Origin of the sequence: Stenotrophomonas sp. (genome assembly GCF_036662295.1) — a bacterium.
In the GTDB taxonomy this organism is placed as follows: domain Bacteria; phylum Pseudomonadota; class Gammaproteobacteria; order Xanthomonadales; family Xanthomonadaceae; genus Stenotrophomonas.
In genome coordinates, this window is sequence record NZ_JAVWXA010000070.1 from 1 (window position 1) to 20,975 (window position 20,975).

Below are 20,975 nucleotides of genomic sequence, written 5' to 3' on the forward strand. Positions count from 1 at the left end.
TCAGATACGCCAGCACCTCATCGCCGAGGTCATCGATTTCGCCCGTGGGCTGCCAGCCGAGGTGACGATAGAACCCGTGCGAGCGCACTGCCGGATCGGCCGCACAGCCCAGGAACAGGCGCTGGAAGCCCCATCCCCGAAAATCGGCCACCATCCGCGCCAGCAGCGCCTTGCCGATGCCCTGGCCTTCCCATGCCGGCAGCAGTGCCAGCACGACGATCTCGCCACTGTCGCGATCGCCAAAGCAATAGCCCACCATGCGCCCATCCGCCTCGGCCACATGGCCGGGAAGCACGCCCTCGGCGATGCCCTCGGCCCAGCTCTCCACGGTGATCCCCAGCGCGGCCAGCGCCTCGACCGAAAACGCGTTCTCGCGGGTGCGACCACGCAGGTCGACGCAGTCGGCCGCATCGTCGGCGACAGCGGCGCGGTAGCAAAGGGTCATCGGCAAACGCCATGTCATCGGGCCGCACACCATAGCGCCGCCACGCGGCAGACGGTTGATGCACGGTCGTGATCGGCCATCGATGTCCTCGCATCACGCGCAGTGGCGTCACCACCAACGGGCCCCGGACGCGCGCGCACCTCTTATCGAAGAAACGCCTCAAATCACAAAAAGCGGTAATCGAACTCCAGCCACAACTGGCGGCCATACGGGTCGTAGTTGCCGACCGGATAGAACGGCCAACCGCCCCCGTTCCTGTCCGCCGGCGGACGGCTGTCGCGCAGGTTGTTGACGATCAACCCCACGCTCGCGTTTTCGTTGAGCTTGCGGTACACGCTCGCGTTGTAGGTCATGTACGGTGCGATGCGCCCGCTGCCATCCGTCTTCGGCAGCGACCCGTAGCGCATCCCGTACAGCGTCGCCGTCCACTCGCTGATCGACCACGTCACGCTGCCATTGACCTTGCTGCGCCACTGGTAACTGTCCAGCGAGTTGCGCTGGTCCACCGCCTCGTCCTGCGCGAACTGGCGGTACGCGTGGTCGATCACCAGCGAGTACGCCAGCCGCGCGGCGAACTGGCCGTAACGCCCCGCATCCCAGCGCGTGTTGGCCTTCAGGTCGATGCCGCGCACCGACTCCGACGCGGCGTTGATCGGGTTGACCAGCACCCGCACCACCTGGTTGGGCTGCACCGCCGCATCGGCCGGGTTGCGGATCACCCGCGACAGCGCGTCCTGGCACTGCGCCGAGCCGATATCGCGCGCGTCACCGCCGACCGTCTGGCCGAGCCGGCAATCCGCTTCGTCGCGCAGGATCCGCGACGCATCCAGGTTGGTCACTTCCTGGTCGATGCGGATATCGTAGTAATCCACGGTGACATCCACATTGGCCGAGGGCGACCACACGAAACCGGCGCCGTAGGATCTGGCCGTCTCCGGCTGCAGCTGCGGGTTGGCGCCGCTGGTGTAGTCGATCGACAGGCCGCTGTAGTCGCAGTCGTCATACGCCTGGCCGGCAGTGCGGCAACGCCAGTAGTCGGTCATGCCCGGGTTGTAGCCGCGGGTCTCGCTGGCGAACACGTAATTCATGTCCGGTGCGCGGAAGCTGGTGGCCGCGCTGGCACGCAGCAGCAGGCGGTCGAACGGACGGAACTCCAGGCCCGTGCTCCAGGTGGCCTTGCCCAGGTGGTCGCCGGCGGCGCGGTACTGGTCGTAGCGGCCGGCCACGGTGGCGGTCAGGCGCTCCAGCAGCGGCAGCTGCAGCTCCACGCCGGCGGCGTAGCGGTCGCGTTCGCCGCCGGCCGGGATGCCGGCGCTGGTGTTCCAGAACTCGCCGGTGGCCAGGCGCGGGTCGGGCCGGTTGCGGTAGCCCTGGCTGCCCGCCTCCAGCACCGCCGCCAGCGCGGCGCGGCCGCCCGGCAGCTCGAACAGCTGGCCATTGACGCTGAACGTGGCCGCCTGCAGCCAGGCCGCGTTGCGGCTTTCCTGCGTGTCGGCCAGGTCGGCGTACTCGTTGACGGTCAGCGGCTGGTAAAGCCGCGACGGGTCCGGCGCGTACACGTCCACGCCGTTGCGCGTGCCCAGCCTCGGCCCCAGCAGGTAATCGTTGATGCCTGCCAGCAGCACCGGGCGCCGCGTGCGGTTCTCATAACGTGACCGGCTGTAGGCCGCTTCGTAATCCCAGTCCGAGCTGCCCAGGCTGCCGCGTGCGCCCACGTTGAACGACCAGGAGGTCTCCAGGAAGCGATTGGCATTGCGCTGCACGCCGCCGATCTCTTCGGGCGCGAAGCGGCGGTACCAGCTTTCCAGCTGGCCGCTGTTCTGGTTGTAGAAATAATTGCGCGAGGACGTCCAGCTGGGCGCACGGGTGTTGTTGTAGATGCGCGCGGTGCCGACGGCCACGTCGGCGAACACCTCCTGGCGTTCGCCGAGGCGCCAGGTCAGCGCGCTGTAGGCGTCGATGTTGCGCTTCTCGGTCTGCACGGTCCAGAAGGTAGCCGCGGCCTCGTTGCTGCCGCAGTACGCGCCCTGGCGCGGGTTCTGCGCGCGGAACACGCTGCCGCCATACAGCCCGCTGGCGCTGTCGCAGCCGGCCAGGCCCGGGTCGATGTAGGCATTGGTGGTGGCGTTGCGCCGGTAGGCCACCGCGGTGGGCAGCGGGGCCACGCCGCGCGGGTCGTCGGTGAGCGCATCCATGAAGTCGCGCTGCGAGCCGTAGATCGCCTTGCGGTTGGCGATCTCCAGGCCGAAGATCGCGTCCCACTGCTCACCCGATCCGCCGCCCACCACCTGCAGGCGCTGGTTGTCACCGCCGCCCTGCTCGGTCGTGCCGGCCTTGAGGTTGATGCCCACGCCCTCGTAGGACTTCTTCAGGATGATGTTGACCACCCCGGCGATCGCATCGGACCCGTACACCGCCGACGCGCCGCCGGTGAGCACCTCGATCCGGTCGATCAGCGCGCTGGGGATGTTGGCCAGGTTGACCACGTTGACCGAGCCCTCGTAGGCCAGCGGGTAGTCGGACTGGCGGCGGCCGTTGACCAGCACCAGGGTGCGGTTGGGGCCGAGACCGCGCAGGTTGATGGTGTTGGCCGCCGGGGTGAAGGTGTTGCCGAAGTCTTCGCCCTGCACGTTGCCGGTGTTCTCGGTGAGCGCACTGAGCGCCTCGAAGGCGCTGCGGTACCCCTGCGCCTCGATCTGCTGCCGGGTGATGACGGTGACCGGCGACGGGCCTTCCACGCTGGCGCGCGGTATGCGCGAGCCGGTGATCTTCACCGCCTCCAGCTCGGTGGGCGCGGCGGCCTCGGCGGCGAGCGCCAGCGGGCTGGCCGCAAGCAGGGGCAACAGGGACACGACCAGGGGACGCAGGCGCAGCGGACGCGAAAGCAGGGACATGCAGGTTCCAGGAAGAAGGGCATCGCACCGGTGCGGCAAGCCGTTGCCGCAGGGGGACCGGAGGCGCGCCAGTCTGCTGAATGGGCACCTTCCCCGGAAATGACCGGCCGCGATATGCATATCGGCTTTTCGCCTAAGCCCCTGCCTGCCGAGGCTGGCGCGCGCCGCCTGCGCCCGGCCCCGTACAATCGGCGCTCCCTTTACGCGGAAGCGCCCCATGTCATTGCCCGATGTCCCGTTGGTGTTCCTGGTCCGCCTGCAGGTCAAGCCCGAGCGCCTCCAGGACTGGCTCGATGCGGTCCATGCGTTGATCGACCGGATGGCCGAAGAACCGGCGTTCGTCAGTTGCGACCTGCTCCGCGACGCGCAGGACCCCACCGTTTTCATGCTGTACGAGCACTGGAACGAGGCCTCGGTGGAGGACTTCCTGGCCAACCAGTCCACCGACTACCGCGCCGCCTACGACGCGTTGTTGCCCGAGCTGCTGCAGGGGCCTCGCCAGCCGCAGGTGCTGGAGCCGGTGCAGCACTGGAGCTGAGCGAACACGGAAACAGAAACAGAAACGGCGGCCTTGCGGCCGCCGTTTCATGGCGTCACCACGTTGGCCCGATCAGGCCTTGGCCGTGGCCTGCTGGCTCTGCCGCTGCACCAGCGCATTGAAGCGCGCCAGCGAGCTCAGGTGGTGGTGCACCAGGGCCAGGTAACCGTTGCGGTGCCAGGCCAGCACGATCTCGTCGGGCAGCTTGGCCAGCTTTTCCACGTCGACCACCTGGAAGCCGTTGACCGACATCTGCTCGCCGTTGTTCAGCGTCACATCGATGCTGCGGTCGATCAGCAGGTCCTGGGCCTTGATCGCGGCGCTGAACTGACGGGTCAGTTCGTGCTCGCGGGTGAAGTCACCACAGAAGCGCATCGCGTTTTCCAGCAGCGGGCCCGGCTTGCCGTCCACGAACAGCAGTTCGCCTTCTTCGCTGGTGCCCTGGTTCACGTGCTCGGAACCGGCATCGATGGCCAGCATGTAATCGCTGTCCGGCTCGCCCTGCATGAACACGAACGGATACCGACGCACGTACGCCGGGGCATAGGTGTCCTCGGCCCACTTGTCGCCATCGATGAACAGGTTGTTGCGGGCCAGGCCCACGGCCGCGATCGGGGCGGCCTCGTTGCCGGTGAACAGGATCGGGAAGTGCTGCGCGGCCAGGCCGAACTCGCCGACCACGGCCGGGATGGCATTGGTTTCGGCGGCGAAGGCCACGGTGCCCTGCATCAGACGCCAGTTGGCGTGCTTGTCCGATTGCAGCGGCAGCGGATCGCGGTAGAACAGCGGGCCGGAGGGCTGGGCCGGTGCCGGCGAAGAAGTGGTTTCAGCAGTCATGGATTAAGTCAGGTACGACGCGCCAGACAGCCCGGGCGCGAAAGCGGGCACCGCATTGATCGGCCACTATAACGTGGCGCCATGACGATTTGACGGCCCGCACCCATGGCACGCATGCATCGGGGCTGAATTTGCGCGTTCTGGACCTGCGCGCATGGCACCGGCTGTTGCCCCGCTTTGCCTGAATCCGTGCCTGAACATGCGCCTGAATCGGGCCGCATCGGCTACAGATCGGTGAAATCCGCGCAATCGGGCAGTGGCGCGTCGACCACATAGGCGCCGTCCACGAAGCGCAGCACCCGCTGGTAGGAACAGGCCGCGACCGTCTCGGTGCGCAGGTCCTCGCGACGCAATGGCCCCCTGGCGAGCGCGTCGCTGCGTCGCGATGCACCCACCGGATAGCGCGTGGCCGTGGTGCGATAGCGCAGCACCGGCATGGCCGTGCCGGCCGGGTCCAGCGTCAGGGTGGTGGCGAAGGTGTAGGCATCGTGGCAGGCACCGGCGCGCGCCTGCGTGTCGGCCTCGCTGAAACAGGCACGGATCTGCGCCGCGCCGTCGGCCGGCAGCACGGCCAGTTCCGGGTCGATCTGGATGCCCTCCTCGCGGTGGTAGATGCGGATCAGGTTCAGCCGCGACACGTGCGCGCTGCCGCCGGAAAACCCGGTCGCGGTCTCGCGCAGTACGCCGACCAGCACGTTCTCCAGCGGCGGCGACGGCTGGCCCGTCGGCAACGTCTCGCCGCCGATACCCGGCGCCATGCGCACGATGTACGGCCACGGCTGCTCGCTGCCGGGCAACTCGCCAGCGGCAAGCGGAACAAAGCGCAGGCGCGGCTCGTCTTCGCCGGCAACCTGCTGCTCCACCTCCACGTGCGCGGCGATCGGCTCGCCCTGGCGCACCGTGCGCACGCACCATTGGCGGTCGGCGGTGCACAGGCGCGGGGTGGCACTGACGTCCGCCTCCTCCGGCGCGCTCGACGCCGGTTGCGCGATCAACGGCTCCAGGCGATTGCCGGCGCGATCAACCACCACGCCCTCGGCAGCGGCGGCGCTGCCGATGCCCGCCAGCGCCAGCGCCAGCAACGCGAACTGCCCGGGCCGAAAATGAAGAACGTCACGCTTTGCTGTCATGGCCTGCTTCCCTGCGCGCCGCATGGCGCCTGTGGTCGAACAGCCGATGATAGCCCAGCGCCAAGTGCGCTCAGCGCACGCCGTCCAGCGGGCCATCCGCGCCGGTCACGGCCGCACAGGCGTGATCCTGCAGTTCTTCGCCACTGGCGTCGTTGCCGGTGGCCGCATCCAGCCGCGTCGCCAACAGCAGGAAACCCGGCTGGCCGTCGTGCCCGCGGGTACCGCTCACCACCAGCGACCAGTGCGCCATGTCCTGCGCGTCGGCCAGTTCGCGGGCCAGCAGCTGGATCGGATCGACGCCCAGACCCTCGCCACTTACGCGGCGCGCCTGATAGACGTGGCCGCGCAGCAACTCGGGCAGCGGCGCCCAGCGCGTGCCGATGCCCGCCGCCATCCGAGCCAGCTGCGCCAGCACGTCCGCGCGCAGGCAATCGATGTGGATGTGCAGCTGGTGCTGCGAGCGCCCGTGCGGCGAGTTGAGCGCGAGGCTGGCCACCTCGCGCGGCAATGGCTGGCCGAGCGCGCGCTCGGTGCGCCAACGCTCGCCCCATGCCGTGGCGAAATAGTTGGGCGCGTCGGCGTGCAGCAGCGCCGGCGATTCGATCCCGCTCACCTTGTCCAGCGGCATCAGCAGAAACTGGTACTGGCCGTGGGCGTCCTTGAACACCACATCGCGGCGCGCCGGCGAGGCGTCCACCGCCAGGCAGTCACCGCGCGGCGTGCCCGGGCCCACGCAGTCGCGCTGGATCAACCCCCACAAGGCATCCGGTTTGGGCGGCGGCTTGGCCGGTGCCACCGGCGCGCGGCTGGCACAGGCGGCCAGCATCAGGCAGGCCAGCCAGGCCAGCGATCGGCGCGAAGAGAACACCCTCATCCCGCTCAGTACGTGCTGAACGGCACGTCCACCACCAGCGCCGGTGCGCCGTCGCCGGCCTGCAGGGTGTAGCGGTCGAGCGCGCCGTTTTCATCGGCGAACGGCAGGGAGGTGAACTGCAGGCGGTAGCCGGTGGCACCCAGCGTGAGCTTGCCGGCCGCGTCCATGCCCGCATCGGCGGGCAGCAGCAGCCCGCCCATGTCGCTGTAGGCTTCGGGGGCGTCGCTGTAGGCGTAGTCCACCAGTTCGTCCACGCGCGCCATCTCATAGATGTGCGGCTCGCCGCGGCGGCGGTTGTAGGCCTCGTCACCGCTCAGGTCGGCAATCCAGACGCCCGGCAGGCGATAGCGGGTCTCCAGGGCGATCGCATCCAGGCGCTCGCTTTCCACCACCAGGCAGCACACCACGCGTCGCGATTCGCGGTCGAGGATGGCAAAGCGGTCGCCCTTGGCGGCCGCACGCGGCAGCACCGCGAAGGGCACGTCGCGCCGCATCGGGTCGGCGCCGTTGGCCGAATGCAGGTTGCGCCAGCCGCCCACCAGGGGTTCGGCCGCCGACACGGACCCGGCCACCAGCAGACCGGCGGCCAACAGCGTGGCCAGGTGGCCGGCGAACTTCCCCTCGTACATCGTCATCCTTTCTATCGCCTTCACATGGCCGCGACACTATGCGCCAGCGGCTGCGGGGGAGCAATGCCGGCGTGCGCCCCGGCCACGGGCCGCGCTCGCCTTTGCCGCACGCCTGGGCGATCATCGGCGCAGCCACGCAACGGACTGCCCATGCCCTTCCCCCTTCCCCGGCCGCCCCTGCGGCACGCCTGCCTGCCATTGCTGGCGGCCCTGCTCGGTGCCTGCGGCGCCCCTCCTGCGCCACCGCCGCCGCCCGCTGCGGCGCCGGCGGCCATTGCCACCCTCGCGCCCTCCTCCACGTCCAGCCCAGCGACCGTGGCCGTGTTCGAGCGCCTGCCCGATCCGTCGGTTGCGCAGGCGCAGGCCTGGGGCGTGGGCGCGGCGCTGCATTACGTGCACTTCCGTGACCGCGAGGGCGAGGGCCTGCTGGCGCTGACGCAGGAGGATCGCGAGGAAGCCGATCCGGACAACCCGGACCAGGCCATGCCGGTGGCCGTGCTCACCGCCACCCTGCATCGCCGCAGCGGCGGCGGCGCGTTCCAGCGGCGCTGGACCGAGCAGGTGCGCACGCCCTGCCCGGACCTGGACCTGGATGCGGGCTGGTACGCGGGCCAGAGCGGGGCCACCGACCTGGATGGCGATGGCCATGCCGAGATCACCCTGGCCAGCCACCGCTTCTGTGGCGGCGGCGTGGACCCGCAACAGATCCGCATCACCTTCATCGCCGGCACGCAGCGCTATGGGATCGAGGGCGAATCGCTGGTGGCGTTCGAGGGCGAGGCGCCGTTCGGCGGCGAGCGCCAGGACGATGCCGCGCTGGCCACGGCACCGGCCCCGTTCCGTCGCCACCTGGACGCGGTGTGGAACGCGGTCCGGGTGATGCCCGCCGGGGCGGAAGCGCCCGTGCCGTGAAGCCGTGATCGTGCCTCAGCCGATCACGATGTAGTCGCTGGCCAACGCGATGCCCTGGTGCGGGCCGGGCAGCAGCTGCACGTAGCGCCCGCCCACCTGGTCGATGGCGATGCAGTCATCCACGTCCAGCAGCGCATCGGTATGCGGCTGGATCCAGCTTGCATCGCGGCGCTGCTTCGCCTTGCGGCGCGCGTCCTCGGCATCGGCGGCCACCAGCAGCAGGTAGTCGTGCACCTCGCCCAGCGAGCGTGGCACGTAGCCGCCGAGGTTGACGAAGTACAGCCGCGGCGCGTGCGCGGCCGGGGCGGCATCGCAGAAGCGCACCTGGTAGTCCTCGATGCCATCCACCGCCAGCCAGCCGTCCACATGCAGGCCCTTGGCCTGGCCGAACCAGTCGCGGCGCAACTGCGGGTAGGCCTCCTCGATGCGCTGGACATTGGCGAAGGCCACGTCATGGACCTCGATCCGCGCCTGCGGGTGGCGCCCGCCCAGCATGAACACGTGCAGCACCGGTCTCTCCTGGAAGTTGGCGACGGGCCGTAGTGTAGCCCCGCGCCCACGCGGCGCAGGCAGCGGCGGTGGTATCGTCGGGGCCTCATCCGCAGGAGCGACCGCATGACGAGCCTCACCCGCATCCTTACCCCCGCCGCGCTGGTGCTCCCGCTCCTGCTCGGCGCCTGCGTCAGCACCCCCGGCCCGCAGGTCAAGGGCGCCGGCCTGTGCAAGGCCGACGGCCTGGACTGGGCGGTCGGGCAGCCGGCCGATGAGGCCAACATGCGCAAGCTGTCGGCGCAGAGCGGCGCCGGGCTGGTCAATCCGATCGGCCCGGGCACCATCACCACCCGCGACCTGCGCCAGGACCGGCTGCGCGTGTTCATCGACAAGGACAACGTGATCACCGCCGTGCGCTGCGAGTAGCGTTGCCGATGGCGGGGGCGCTGGCGGCCGGTGGCCGATGCAGCCATCGTCTGGGGCAGCCACCCATGGGGTGGCTCTACCGGGCTAGGTCAGGTGGATGTAGGTGATGGCGCTCAGCCTGCCGTTGGCGATGTCGTATTGCTTGACCGTATCCAGTGACGCGAGCAGGCCGGCGGCGGCCAGTTCGACAAGCGTGGCCGGTCGCAGCGTGATCGTCGGCGGAAAGTCGCAGGTCTTGTCGAAGTCGCCGACTTCCTCCAACGTCCGCCAGAAGACCGCGTAGGACTGGCAGTAGAAGTAGATCCTGCCGTCCGCCAGCTGGGGGATCACGCACAGCTCGACCCCGTCGCTCTGGCGCTCGGCGGCGGCCGCATCGCGGTGGACGAAATACACCGGTTTCATGGCCGAACCCCACCCGGCCGTGCAAGGGGTTGGCGCGCGCGGGCGGTTGCATGGCTCATCGCAGGTCCTTCAGTTGGCGGCCGATGTCGGCCAGGGAGGCGGTGCCGAGATCGGCCACGGTGCGGGCGCCGGTCAGGGTCATGGCCACGCGCATCTCCCTGGCCACCAGGTCCAGCAGGTGCGCCACGCCCTCCCCGCCCTGCGCGGCCAGGGCATACACGAACGCGCGGCCGAGCAGCACGCCGTCCGCCCCCAGCGCGAGCATGCGCACCACGTCCAGCCCGCTGCGGATGCCCGAATCGGCCAGGATCGTCAGCTCGCCCTTCACCGCATCGGCGATGGCCGGCAGCGCGCGCGCGGTGGACAGCACGCCATCGAGCTGGCGGCCGCCATGGTTGGAGACCACGATGCCGTCGGCACCGAAGCGCACCGCCTCGCGCGCGTCCTCCGCATCCAGGATGCCCTTGATGACCATGGGGCCGGTCCAGAACGTGCGGATCCACTCCAGGTCCTTCCACGAGATGGCGGGATCGAAATTGCTGCCAAGCCAGCCGATGTAGTCGGCCAGCCCGGTCGGGTGGCCGCGGTAGGCAGAGATGTTGCCCAGGTCGTGCGGGCGCCCGCGCAGCCCCACGTCCCACGCCCAGCGCGGATGCGTGGCGGCCTGCAGCAGGCGCCGCAGCGGCGCGCGTGGCCCGCTCATGCCGGCGTGCGCGTCGCGGTAGCGGGCGCCCGGGGTGGGCATGTCCACGGTGAACACCAGCGTGGTCACCCCGGCCGCCTTGGCCCGTTCCAGCGCGTTGCGCATGAAGCCGCGGTCCTTGAGCACGTACAGCTGGAACCACATCGGGCGGTCGATGGCCGGGGCCACTTCCTCGATCGGGCACACCGACACCGTGGACAGGGTGAACGGAATCCCCCGGCTGGCCGCCGCACGCGCGGCCTGCACTTCGCCACGCCGCGCGTACATGCCGGTCAGCCCCACCGGTGCCAGCGCCACCGGCATTGCCACCGGTTCGCCGAACAGCACGCTGTCCAGGCGCAACTCGCCCATGTCGCGCAGCACCCGCTGGCGCAGGGCCACCTCGGCGAGGTCGGCCACGTTGCGCCGCAGCGTGTGCTCGGCGTAGGCGCCGCCGTCGATGTAGTGGAACAGGAACGGCGGCAACCGCGCTTGCGCGGCGGCACGGTAATCGGTGGAGGCGGAGATGATCATGGGGCGGCCGGGAACAGGAGGAAGCGGCGTGACACGTGCCTGATTGAAGCACTGTGCGCCACCCCGCCCCATTAGACCATCGGCGATGCGCCCGCGCCGGGCGGGCCGGCCCTCAGCTGCAGCCGCAGTCGCTGGCCGGGCCTTTCAGTTCCACGCCGTTGCCGTCGGGATCGCGCAGGTACACCGACATCCCATCGCCCTCGGCCCCGAAGTTGTTTTCCGGCTTGCCGTGCAACGCCACGCCGTGCGCCTGCAGGTGCGCGCGCAACGCCTCCACGTCGAAGGGTTCCACCCGCAGGCACAGATGCTCCAGGTTGCGCGACTGCGCGCCTGCCGCCGGGCCGCCGGGCGTCCCCAACGGGCCGGCCACGTCCACCAGGTCGATCATCGATGCGCCGGCATGCAGGTGCACCATGCCCAGCGACGGGCGCTCGCGTGCCACCGTGCAACCCAGCACGTCGCGATAGAAGGTGACGGCACGCGCCAGGTCCTGCACGCGCAGCACCAGGTGGTCCAGGCGCTGGATCTCGAAAGGATGTTGGCTGCTTGGGTTGCTCATGAAGGCTCCAGTTTCTTGGCGATCCGGCTGAACACCGCCAGCACGATCAGGCACAGCAGGCTGACCCCGATGGCGATCACGTATTTGCCGATGCCCACCGCGATGCCGATCGCCGCGGACATGATCAACGAACTGGCCGTGGTCAGGCCGCTCACCTGGTCATCGCGGCTGCCACGCAGGATGGTGCCGGCCGCCACGAAACCCACGCAGGCCACCACCGCTTCGATCAGGCGCACCGGATCGACCTGCAGCAGGTCGCGGTAGCGCTCTTCCTGGAAATGTTCGGCGATGCTGTCGCCCAGGCCCACGATCAACGCGGCCGCACCGGCGATCAGCATGTGCGTGCGCAGGCCGGCGGCATGTTTGCCGATCTCGCGCTCCACCCCGATCAGGCCGCCCAACACCATGGCCGCGGCAATACGCAGCAGGATCGATAGATCTTGTTCCAGTCCCATCCGCCCGTCCTCACCGCATCGCTTGCCTGTTGTGGCCAGCCTTGCGTGAGCGCCGTGGCAGCACCGTGAAGGCAGGGGTGAGGCGCGCGTGCACGGTCATGCGGCGTTGTGCCGGCCGCATGACCGGCGCGGCGGTTTACTGCGCCAGGTAGCCGCCATCGATGGCGTAATACGTGCCGGTGGCGAAGCTGGCCTCGTCGCTGGCCAGCCAGGCCACCAGGGCGGCCACTTCCTCGGGGCGGCCCAGCCGGCCCAGTGCATGCTTGGCTTCCAGCGCCTTCTTCACCGCCGGGTCCATCTTGTCCAGCAGCGGGGTGGCGATGAAGCCCGGGCCCACTGCATTGACCCGGATCTGGTCGCCGGCATGTTCCCAGGCGGCGGTCTGGGTGAGGCCCACGACGCCGTGCTTGGCGGCGACGTACGCGGCCGAGTTGTTGAAGCCCACCTGGCCGAGGATCGAGGCCATGTTGATGATGCTGCCGCCCTTGCCCGCCTTGCGCATCGCCTGGATCTGCGCGCGCTGGCACAGGAAGACGCTGGTGAGGTTCACGTCGATCACCCGCTTCCAGCCGTCGACGGGATAATCGCCGCTGGTCGCCGACGGGCCGCCGATGCCGGCGTTGTTGACCGCGATGTCCAGCCCACCCAGTTCCTGCACGGTGCGCTGCACCGCCGCCTCGACGGCCTGCTCGTCGGTCACATCCAGGGCGATGCCGATGGCCTGGGCACCGCTGGCACGCAGGGCCTCGGCGGTCTGCTGCACCGCCTCTTCCTTCAGGTCCCACACCGCCACCGCCGCCCCGGAGGCGGCAAGCCGTTCGGCCGCGGCCAGGCCGATGCCCGACACGCCGCCGGTCACGATCGCCACCTTGCCCTTGAGCTGATAATCAATCATCGCGTTGTACCTCTGCTTGGGAATATCGCCGCAGGCCACGCCTGCATCTGGCCTTACGGTACGCCTGGAATGCGTGACAGAACGTGCACGCAGGCACCCGCAACAATCCTTCCCATCGCTGCAACGCAGTGGCCCCTATGCTGGTCCGCGTACGGCCACATCTTGTCTGTCCACGCTGCGCAGACCGCAGCGCCCTCCCCAAGGTATTGCATATGACCCTTCCCAGTGACGGCCCGTTGTTCACCCCCACCCGCCTCGGCGCGATCGCCGTGGCCAACCGCATCGCGATGGCCCCGTTGACCCGCAACCGCGCCATCGAGGGCCGCGTGCCCAACCCGCTGGCATTGCAGTACTACGCCCAGCGCGCCAGCGCCGGCGTGCTGATTGCCGAGGCCACCCAGATCAGCCCGCTGGGCCAGGGCTACCTCGACACGCCCGGTATTTACAGCCAGGACCAGATCGAGGCGTGGAAGCGCGTGACCGATGCGGTGCATGAGGCCGGCGGAAAGATCGTGCTGCAGCTGTGGCATGTCGGCCGCATCTCCCACACCAGCCTGCTGCCGGAAGGCGAAGTACCGGTGGCGCCGAGCGCGCTGCAGGCCAAGGCCAAGACCTTCACCGCCAACGGCTTTGAAGACGTGTCGGTGCCGCGCGCGCTGGCGTTGTCGGAGATCCCGGCGCTGATCCAGGACTACCGCCAGGCTGCCCGCAATGCCATCACCGCCGGCTTCGACGGTGTCGAGGTGCATGCGGCCAACGGCTACCTGATCGACCAGTTCCTGCGCGACGGCAGCAACCAGCGCACCGACGACTACGGCGGCAGCATCGAGAACCGCACCCGCCTGCTGGATGAAGTGGTGCGCGCGATCGTCTCGGAAATCGGCGCCGAGCGTACCGGCGTGCGGCTGTCCCCGGTGACGCCGGCCAATGATGCCCATGATGCCGATCCGCAGCCGCTGTTCGAGCGTGCGGTGGAACGCCTCGATGCGATCGGCCCGTTGGCCTTCATCCACGTCATCGAGGGCGCGACCGGCGGCCCGCGCGACAACATCGCCTTCGATTACGCGGCCCTGCGCGCCAAATTCCGCGGCCCGTGGATCGCCAACAACGGCTACGACAAGGCCACGGCCGAGGCGGCGATCGCCTCCGGCTACGCCGATGTGATCGCCTTCGGTCGCCCCTTCATCGCCAATCCGGACCTGGTCGAGCGCCTGCGCCTGGGCGTGGCGTTGTCGGCCTTCGATCCAGACACGCTGTACGGTGGCGGCGCGCACGGGTATACCGACTACCCCAGCGTATCGGGCGAATGACCCAGCCACCGACCCGGTAGTGCCGGCCGCTGGCCGTCATCACGCGCACGACCGGTAATGCCGGCCGCTGGCCGGCTCCACGCACATCCAAACGGGCCCATGGAATGCCGGCCGCTGGCCGGCTCCACGTGCTCATGGAATGCCGGCCACTGGCCGGCATCACCTTGGCGCGTCGCCGCCTTGCAGGAGCGGGGTCAATGCGGCCGGCAGGCGGCATGGCGGCGCGGGGGTCGTATCCACGCGCCACCCCTGGCCCAGCAGCACGCCGGCCCCACTGGCCAGCACGTCGGCGCCCGCTGCCGGGCAGCTCACGTCGCTGACCAGCACCCGGCCGTTCCGATCCACCCATTGCTGGACGAAGTAAGGCCCGTCCGGCAGCGGCATCGTGCCCAGGTTGAGCCGGGCCACCGCGTGGCCCGGTTGCGCGCCCTGCCAGGTGGTTTCCAGGGTCACGCCACTGAAGGCCAGGTGCCGGCGCAGCAGCACGTGGTAGTCGGCATCCAGCAGCGCCAGTTCTTCGCCACCCTCGTCGAGGGCGCGTCGCGTCCAGGTGCGGTCCTCGCCCCAGGGCAGTATCTCCAGGTAATCCGCCGCCAGCGGTTCGCGGCCATCGGCCAGCATCAGGCCCAGTTGGCCGTCACGGCGAAACACCACGGCGCGCTCATCCACCTGCGCCGCGTCCTCGATACTGCGGCCGACCACCCTGCCAAGCGCGAGGTTGTAGACATGCTGGCGACCGGCCGCCTGGTCGCGCAGCAGCAGCAGCGGCGGCGCCAGGTGGTCGTCGTCGATCGCCAGGCCCGCCGGCACCTCGTGTGCGCTGCGGCCATCCCACCACAGCCGCGGCGCGTGCTCGCCGGCAAACGTGCCCAGCAGCGCGCCGTCGACGCTGTCGAAACGCTCCACCCTGCCCGGCTCGAACACCACCGCGCCGGCACAATCGAGTACCGCCGCACCCCGCCCCGCACTGGCCGCACGCAGGCGCCACGGCGGTGCCTGCCGCGTCGCCTCGTCCGGTGCGCGCATCACCGCGGCCACCGCATCGGCCAGCGGCTGCCACGGCGCGCCGTCTTCATCCTCGCCGATCCACCAGCGCCCACCGCAGTACGCCACCCGCTGCCGCGGCAGGGCCTGGAAGCGCCCATCGGCAAGCAGCCAGCCACGCGCGGGCGTGCCCTGGCCGTGGCCGTCGGCCAGGCGCGTCACCTCGTCGGGCCAGTCCCGCGGGCCGGCCGCGCCGCCGTACTGGCGGAAGCGCGGATACAGACCCGCCTGCCGGTAACGCACCGCGTCGAGCGGCCGCCCGCGGGCATCCACCCGCCGCCACAGGTCACGCTGGCGCAACCACCAGCCGCCATCGGCGACCGGCAGCAACGCATCGATGTGGTCGGCGAACACCACCGTGCCGGCCTCGTCCATCACCCGGCACGGGGCGTCTTCCTCGACCGCGCACAGCACGTACACCGGCCGCCCCGGGAACGGCCCCGCCACCCACTGCCAGGCGTGCTCGTCCACGTCCATGACCGGCTGCCCGGCCAGGTCGAAGAACCGCAACGGTGCGCTGCTGGCCGTCCACAGCACCCGGTCGGGGACCGCCAGCGCCGCCCACTGGCCATCGGGCAGCGCCGGCCACCGCACCTGGCCAAGCGCGTCCACCACCGCACGGCCCAGGCGCACGCCCTTGCCATCGGCCAGAAATGCCTGCCACAAGGGCGAGGCGCCGGCCGCGCCAGGCAGCACGAAGGACTCGCCATACTCGACATAGCCGGCATCCTCGCGCAGCAGCGCGCCGCCATCATCAAACCACTGCTGTGGGGTGCCCTCGCCCTGCATGCGCATCCAGCGGTCGGCCGCCAACCGCTGCAGGCGCGCCCCATTGGGCGCCACCAGCAGGCGGCCTTCCGCATCGATCAGCGCCTCGGCGCCGAACCGGTTGGCCAATACCGGCAACGTCCCGCCCGGTGCCGCCTGCACGGCAGGGGCAAGCGACAACAGCGCGCACAGCACGAACATCCCTTTCATCGATCACGTCAGTCAACAGCGGAGCTGCACGCTAGCGCCTGGCCTTCGACGATGCAACGCGGGGTGGCCGCGTCCGCTGCGCGGCGGCGCCGACCCGCGGCCGGCCGCCGTCGCGCCAGCGGCCTCAATACACCGGCAGCGAAATGAAGCTGGCCTGCTGCGGCGCGTGCCATACCTGCTGGGTGGCCTTCTGGTAATCGCCCGGCTTGGCCAGGTAGATGTTGGGCACGTAGGTCTGCGGGTTGCGGTCATACAGCGGGAACAGGCTGGACTGCACCTGCACCATCACCCGGTGGCCCGGCTGGAACACATGGTTGGCCGTGGGCAGGCCGAACTTGTAGTCCAGCACCTGGTTGGCCGCGATCGCCTTGGGCGAGCTGAAACTCTCCCGGTAGCGCCCGCGGAAGATCGCCATCGACACCGCCAGCTCATAGCCGCCCATCTCCGGCGTGGACGGGGTCTGGTCGGGATACACGTCGATCAGCTTGACCACCCAGTCCGCATCGCTGCCGGTGGTGGCCGCCTGCAGGTTCACCTGCGGCGCGCCGCCGATGCGCAGCGGCGCGGTCAACGGCTCGCTGATGAAGGTGAGCACGTCCGGCCGCCCATCCACGAAACGCTGGTCCTTGACCAGCCAGCTGGTCCACATGTCGCGGTCGGCGAAGCGCACCGGGCGCGGCACGAACGGCACCGGCTTGGCCGGGTCGGCCACGTAGGCCTCAAAGGTGGCTTCACCCGGCTGCGGTGCCTCGAAAGACAGCTTGCCGCCGGCGCGCAGGTAGAGCGGCTTGCTCTGCGCCGCCGTGCGCGGCCACTGCTGCAGCTTGTCCCAGTGGTTCTCGCCGGTGTTGTAGATCAGCACCGGGGGCGTATCGGCCTTGGCCGCGCCGTCCACCAGGTACTGGTCGAAGAACGGCTTGAGCACGTCGCGGCGGAACTGCAGCGCGGTGTCGCCCTCGAACTTCAGTGCGCCCAGGCTGCTGCCGTCGTAGTTCACCTGGCTGTGCCGCCACGGGCCCATCACCAGGTAGTTGAGGGTGTTGCCGGTGTCGCGCGGCTCCATCGCCGCATAGCTGTGCACCGCCCCCCACATGTCTTCCTGGTCCCACAGCCCCTGCAGCCACATGGTCGGCACCTTCAACGGCGTCCTGGCCATCTGCGCATCCAGCGCCTGTTCCTGCCAGAAGGCATCGTAGGCGGGGTGTTCGATCAGCTTGTGCCACCACGGCAGCTGGTCCAGCCCGTTGGCGCGCGCGTAATCGCCGGCCGAGCCGGCGCGCAGGAAGGTGGTGTAGTCGTCGGCGCCCACGCTGGGAATCGACGGCCCCTTGCCGCGCTTGGCCAGCTGCCCGGTGAAGTAGCCGAAATTGACCTGGCGGAAAGCCCCGTAGTTGAGCCAGTCATCGCCCATCCAGCCGTCGATCATCGGACTCTGCGGCGCGGCCACCTTCAGCGCCGGGTGCGGGTTGGTCAGCGCCATCACCACGGTGAAGCCTTCGTAGGACGAGCCGAGCATGCCCACCTTGCCGTTGCTTTCGGGCACGTGCTTGACCAGCCAGTCGATGGTGTCCCAGGCGTCGGTGGCGTGGTCCACCTTGGTGCCGTTGAGCGGCCCGCGCAGCGGCCGGGTCATCACGTAATCGCCTTCGGAGCCGTACTTGCCGCGGATGTCCTGGAACACCCGGATGTAGCCGCCGTCCACGAACACCTCATCGCCCTGCGGGAGGATGTCGCGCATGTTGGGCGAGTCGATGCGCTTGGCGCGGTTGGCCGCGTCGTAGGGCGTGCGGGTCAACAGGATTGGGGCGTTCTTCGCGCCCCTGGGCACCACGATCACCGTGTAGAGCTTTGTACCGTCACGCATCGGCACCATCACCACGCGCTTGTCGTAGTTGTCGTTGGCCGTGGGCGTCACGAACCCCTTGGCGGGGATGTCCGGGGTCATCGGCGAGGTCTGCGCCGACACGCTGGCGGCAACCATGAGGCTCAACAGCACGACAGGCACGACACGGACACGCATGGGCTCTCTCCCGGCAGGTGGCGAACAATCCACGAGCCTAGCGCCGCCGGCGTCGGACCGGTAGATGCCGGTGGTCCCTGATCGCCGCCATCGCGCGCATTCAGCCGCCAGACGCCGCCTGGTGCAAAGCTGCAGCAGGGCCGGCCGCGCCGGATCAGCGGCTCGGCGTCTCATGCAGGGCCACCCAGCGCCAGTGCCCGTGCTCCTGGCGCAGCACGGCCAGCGATTCCCGCCAGCCCATCGCACCGCCCGCCATGCCCTGCCCTTCGCGATAGCGCAGCAGGGCAAACGGCGACGGCAGGGCCGTGGCCTGCACGGCCTCGATGGCGATCACCAGCCCGGGGCGCGCGCCGTGGCTGCCGGCAAACAGCGCCTGCACCGCATCGCGATCCAGGCGCTGGCCGGCGATGCCCACCATGCTGAAGTCGTCGCTGAAAGGCGCCATCAGCGTGTCCAGTGCGCAGGCCGGGATGCGCGCGTTGAACCAGTCTTCGATCAGCACGTGCAGCGCATGGATTTCATGCAAGGCGGAGGTATCGGTCATGCGGAGGTCCTCAAGGTCAGGGTGGACGCGGGCAGGCGCCAGAGCAGAAGCAGCGGCAGCAGGCTCATGCCGGCCGCCAGCAGCAGGGTGAAGGTGAAAGCGCTGTCGGGCGTCAGCGCCGACAGCACCGCCAGCACGCAGGCCAGCAACGCGGCGGCCAGGCAGAAACTGAGTTGGCGGTTGAGGTTCCACAACGCGCTGCCGGGCAGCAGTTCGTCGTCGCTCATGCCCTGGAACGCCAGGGTCTGCGCGCTGCTGCTGCACAGGCTGCCACCCAGCCCCATCAACGCGAATGCCAGCACCGGCAAGCCCGGCTGATGCGCCTGCACGCCGATCAGCAGCGCGATGCCGATGGCCTGGCAGAGCATGCCCGCGCTCAGCAGCGGCCGTGCGCCTAGGCGCGGCAACCTCGCCCGCGTGGTGGCGATCGCACAGGCCGAGGCGATCGCCCAGGGCAGCATGAAGCCGCCGATGGCCGCCGCGGTATAGCCCTGCCGGTGCAGCAGCAGCGTGGCCACCAGCTGGGTGCCGATGAAGGTGCCCGGCACCAGCAGGTAGACCAGCATGGCCAGCCGCAGCGCGGGGTGCCGCAGCAGCGTCCACTGCAGCACCGGCTGGGCGGTGCGCGCGGCGGTGCGGGCATAGACCGCCAGCACCGCCGCGGCGAGCAGCAGCAGTGCGATGCCCGGCGCGCGCGCCTGCGCCTCGGCGATCCGGCTCAGGGCCACCAGCAGCAGGCTCAGGCCCAGCGAGCCCAGCAGCAGGCCGCGCCGGTCCAGCGGCGGCAGCGCCCGCGGCGCCCGCCCGGCGCGGACCCACACCGCCGCCAACAGCAGCGCCAGGGCCGCCAACGGCACGCTGGCCAGCAGCACCCAGCGCCACGAGCCCAGTCCCACCAGCCAGCCGCCCAGCGTCGGCGACAGCGCCGGCACCAGCAACGCCACGGCCATGATCCGCGCGGTGAGGCGGCCACGTTCGGCTGGCGGGCATTGCCGGTAGGCCATCGCCTGACCCACCGGGATCAGCAACCCGCCGCCCAGTCCCTGCAGCAGGCGCCAGCCGATCAACGCTTCGATGCTGGGTGCGGTGCCGGCCAGGACCGCGCCCAGCGCAAACATCGCCAGCGACAGGCACAGCAGCCACCGCTCGCCCAGGCGCGCGGCCAGCCAGCTGCCCAGCGGGATCACCAGGGTCAGGCCCAGCATGTAGGCGTTGCCGATCCACGCCAGTTGCGGCACCGAGGCGTGCAGGTCGGCTGCCACGGCCGGATAGGCCACCGTGCCGATGAACATGTTGACCAGGTCCAGCGAGAACCCGAGCAGGTACAGCAGCTCCACTTTGGCGCGATAGGTCATGCGGCACTCCGGTTGCGAGGCGGCAGCATGCGCGCTCGACGGCGCTGGATAAACCGAACATCCGATGCAAGACTGTCAAACCATTTTTGACAGAGAGCCGTGCCCGATGGTCAGTCTGGACCGCTTCCAGACCTTCAAGGCGGTGGTCGATGCCGGCAGCCTGACCGCGGCCGCGCAGCACCTGGGCCAGAGCAAGGCGGTGGTGAGCTTCAACCTGAAACGGCTGGAACAGGAGCTGGGCGTCACCCTGCTGGTGCGCAATACCCGCAGCCTGGCGCTGACCGACGCCGGCGAACGCTTCCACCAGCAGTGCGTGGCGATGCTGGCCCTGGCCGAACAGGCCATCGAGGAGGCGCGCAGCGAGCAGCACCAGCTGCGTGGCACGTTGCGCCTGACCACCACGCCCGAATATGCCGCCGCCCGGGTGGTCCCGCTGCTGGAAGGCTTCCGCGCCCTGCACCCGCAGCTGCGCCTGCACCTGTCCACCACGCCGGCCCATGCCGACCTGATTCCCGAGCGGTTCGACCTGGCCATCCGGCTCGGGCGCATGGCCGATTCGACGCTGCGTGCCACCCTGCTGGAAGCGCATGCGTTGTGCGCGGTGGCCGCACCGTCGCTGTTGTCGGGGTTGCCCGATGCGGCGGCACGCGACGACCCGGACTGGGTCCGCACGTTGCCCCGGCTGGGCTACCCGCGGTTGGCCGACCTGCCCCTGGTCGCGCCCGATGGCAGTGCGGCGGTGTTTGCCAGCAATCCCGCCGACGCGGTGGCGACGGTGGACAACGCCTCCACGCTGCGTGCGTTCGCACTGGCCGGGGCCGGCGCGACCGTGTTGCCGGCCTGGTTGATTGCCGAGGACCTGACCGCTGGCCGGCTGCTGCCGATCCTGCGCGGGCACCGCTTCCCGCGCCAGGGCGTGTATGCGGTGTTTCCCAATGCGGCGCAGCCCTCGCGCCGGGTGCAGCGGCTGCTGGCGCACCTGCGCCAGCAGCTGACCGGTTGAATCAGGGCCGGGCACCC

Annotated in this window: 21 protein-coding genes; 5 read left to right on the forward strand and 16 right to left on the reverse strand. The window is 69.9% G+C overall.

From position 1 onward, the window contains the following. The coding region (locus tag RSA25_RS13460; RefSeq protein WP_332809371.1) for a GNAT family N-acetyltransferase at window positions 1-445 on the reverse strand (445 nt) is incomplete at its 3' end. Window positions 446-609: 164 nt separating this feature from the next. Further along, on the reverse strand, window positions 610-3,339 hold the full coding sequence (locus tag RSA25_RS13465; RefSeq protein ID WP_332809372.1) for a TonB-dependent receptor: 2,730 nt from the start codon (window positions 3,337-3,339) through the stop codon (window positions 610-612). A 217-nt stretch (window positions 3,340-3,556) separates the two neighbouring features. Between RSA25_RS13465 and RSA25_RS13470 the strand changes: the two genes are divergently transcribed. Then, window positions 3,557-3,877, forward strand: coding sequence for a putative quinol monooxygenase (locus RSA25_RS13470; RefSeq protein WP_332809373.1), 321 nt, complete (start codon window positions 3,557-3,559; stop codon window positions 3,875-3,877). Between the two features lie 72 nt (window positions 3,878-3,949). Here the strand turns inward: RSA25_RS13470 and RSA25_RS13475 are convergent, their stop codons facing one another. The 4 genes from RSA25_RS13475 to RSA25_RS13490 form a co-directional block, all read right to left on the reverse strand. Continuing rightward, the gene (locus RSA25_RS13475) at window positions 3,950-4,714 is read right to left on the reverse strand and encodes a SapC family protein (protein WP_332809374.1); all 765 of its coding nucleotides are present in this window, start codon (window positions 4,712-4,714) and stop codon (window positions 3,950-3,952) included. Between the two features lie 224 nt (window positions 4,715-4,938). Continuing rightward, the gene (locus RSA25_RS13480; protein WP_332809375.1) at window positions 4,939-5,844 is read right to left on the reverse strand and encodes a hypothetical protein; all 906 of its coding nucleotides are present in this window, start codon (window positions 5,842-5,844) and stop codon (window positions 4,939-4,941) included. A gap of 70 nt (window positions 5,845-5,914) precedes the next feature. Further along, on the reverse strand, window positions 5,915-6,718 hold the full coding sequence (locus RSA25_RS13485; protein WP_332809376.1) for a CDP-diacylglycerol diphosphatase: 804 nt from the start codon (window positions 6,716-6,718) through the stop codon (window positions 5,915-5,917). 5 nt (window positions 6,719-6,723) lie between these two features. Next, window positions 6,724-7,347, reverse strand: a complete 624-nt coding sequence (locus RSA25_RS13490; protein ID WP_332809377.1) for a decarboxylase — start codon at window positions 7,345-7,347, stop codon at window positions 6,724-6,726. Window positions 7,348-7,497: 150 nt separating this feature from the next. On the opposite strand from RSA25_RS13490, the gene RSA25_RS13495 reads away from it, so the two are divergent. After that, a complete protein-coding gene (locus tag RSA25_RS13495) occupies window positions 7,498-8,259 on the forward strand; it encodes a hypothetical protein (RefSeq protein WP_332809378.1) in 762 nt (253 codons plus the stop codon). 15 nt (window positions 8,260-8,274) lie between these two features. Here the strand turns inward: RSA25_RS13495 and RSA25_RS13500 are convergent, their stop codons facing one another. Continuing rightward, window positions 8,275-8,769 (reverse strand): DUF1543 domain-containing protein, encoded by a 495-nt coding sequence (locus RSA25_RS13500; RefSeq protein WP_332809379.1) that lies wholly within the window; start codon window positions 8,767-8,769, stop codon window positions 8,275-8,277. Window positions 8,770-8,874: 105 nt separating this feature from the next. On the opposite strand from RSA25_RS13500, the gene RSA25_RS13505 reads away from it, so the two are divergent. Beyond that, window positions 8,875-9,177, forward strand: coding sequence for an I78 family peptidase inhibitor (locus RSA25_RS13505; protein ID WP_332809380.1), 303 nt, complete (start codon window positions 8,875-8,877; stop codon window positions 9,175-9,177). 84 nt (window positions 9,178-9,261) lie between these two features. On the opposite strand, the gene RSA25_RS13510 is transcribed toward RSA25_RS13505, so the two are convergent. From RSA25_RS13510 to RSA25_RS13530, 5 genes are all read right to left on the reverse strand, one after another. Next, window positions 9,262-9,579: a hypothetical protein gene (locus RSA25_RS13510; protein ID WP_332809381.1), complete on the reverse strand. Its 318-nt coding sequence runs from the start codon at window positions 9,577-9,579 to the stop codon at window positions 9,262-9,264. A gap of 55 nt (window positions 9,580-9,634) precedes the next feature. Continuing rightward, window positions 9,635-10,795 carry an FMN-dependent L-lactate dehydrogenase LldD gene (lldD, locus tag RSA25_RS13515; protein ID WP_332809382.1) on the reverse strand — a complete coding sequence of 387 codons (1,161 nt, stop codon included), beginning with the start codon at window positions 10,793-10,795 and terminating at the stop codon, window positions 9,635-9,637. 112 nt (window positions 10,796-10,907) lie between these two features. Further along, a complete protein-coding gene (locus RSA25_RS13520; protein WP_332809383.1) occupies window positions 10,908-11,354 on the reverse strand; it encodes a VOC family protein in 447 nt (148 codons plus the stop codon). After that, window positions 11,351-11,809 carry an MgtC/SapB family protein gene (locus tag RSA25_RS13525; RefSeq protein ID WP_332809384.1) on the reverse strand — a complete coding sequence of 153 codons (459 nt, stop codon included), beginning with the start codon at window positions 11,807-11,809 and terminating at the stop codon, window positions 11,351-11,353. Before RSA25_RS13525 ends, RSA25_RS13520 begins: the two co-directional genes overlap by 4 nt. Before the next feature lie 136 nt (window positions 11,810-11,945). Further along, complete coding sequence (locus RSA25_RS13530) at window positions 11,946-12,704, reverse strand: SDR family NAD(P)-dependent oxidoreductase (RefSeq protein ID WP_332809385.1); 759 nt, start codon at window positions 12,702-12,704, stop codon at window positions 11,946-11,948. A 212-nt stretch (window positions 12,705-12,916) separates the two neighbouring features. Here RSA25_RS13530 and RSA25_RS13535 point away from each other — a divergent pair, with 212 nt between their 5' ends. Then, on the forward strand, window positions 12,917-14,014 hold the full coding sequence (locus RSA25_RS13535) for an alkene reductase (RefSeq protein ID WP_332809386.1): 1,098 nt from the start codon (window positions 12,917-12,919) through the stop codon (window positions 14,012-14,014). A 159-nt stretch (window positions 14,015-14,173) separates the two neighbouring features. Here the strand turns inward: RSA25_RS13535 and RSA25_RS13540 are convergent, their stop codons facing one another. From RSA25_RS13540 to RSA25_RS13555, 4 genes are all read right to left on the reverse strand, one after another. Then, entirely contained in the window at window positions 14,174-16,036 is a 1,863-nt protein-coding gene (locus tag RSA25_RS13540; protein WP_332809387.1) for a hypothetical protein, read from the reverse strand. Window positions 16,037-16,160: 124 nt separating this feature from the next. Continuing rightward, window positions 16,161-18,056 carry a CocE/NonD family hydrolase gene (locus RSA25_RS13545; RefSeq protein WP_332809388.1) on the reverse strand — a complete coding sequence of 632 codons (1,896 nt, stop codon included), beginning with the start codon at window positions 18,054-18,056 and terminating at the stop codon, window positions 16,161-16,163. 154 nt (window positions 18,057-18,210) lie between these two features. Then, window positions 18,211-18,600, reverse strand: a complete 390-nt coding sequence (locus tag RSA25_RS13550; RefSeq protein WP_332809389.1) for a DUF4440 domain-containing protein — start codon at window positions 18,598-18,600, stop codon at window positions 18,211-18,213. Then, a complete protein-coding gene (locus tag RSA25_RS13555; protein ID WP_332809390.1) occupies window positions 18,597-19,955 on the reverse strand; it encodes an MFS transporter in 1,359 nt (452 codons plus the stop codon). The genes RSA25_RS13550 and RSA25_RS13555 overlap by 4 nt, the downstream gene beginning before the upstream one ends. A gap of 106 nt (window positions 19,956-20,061) precedes the next feature. On the opposite strand from RSA25_RS13555, the gene RSA25_RS13560 reads away from it, so the two are divergent. Then, the gene (locus RSA25_RS13560; RefSeq protein WP_332809391.1) at window positions 20,062-20,958 is read left to right on the forward strand and encodes a LysR family transcriptional regulator; all 897 of its coding nucleotides are present in this window, start codon (window positions 20,062-20,064) and stop codon (window positions 20,956-20,958) included. Window positions 20,959-20,975: the final 17 nt, after the last annotated feature.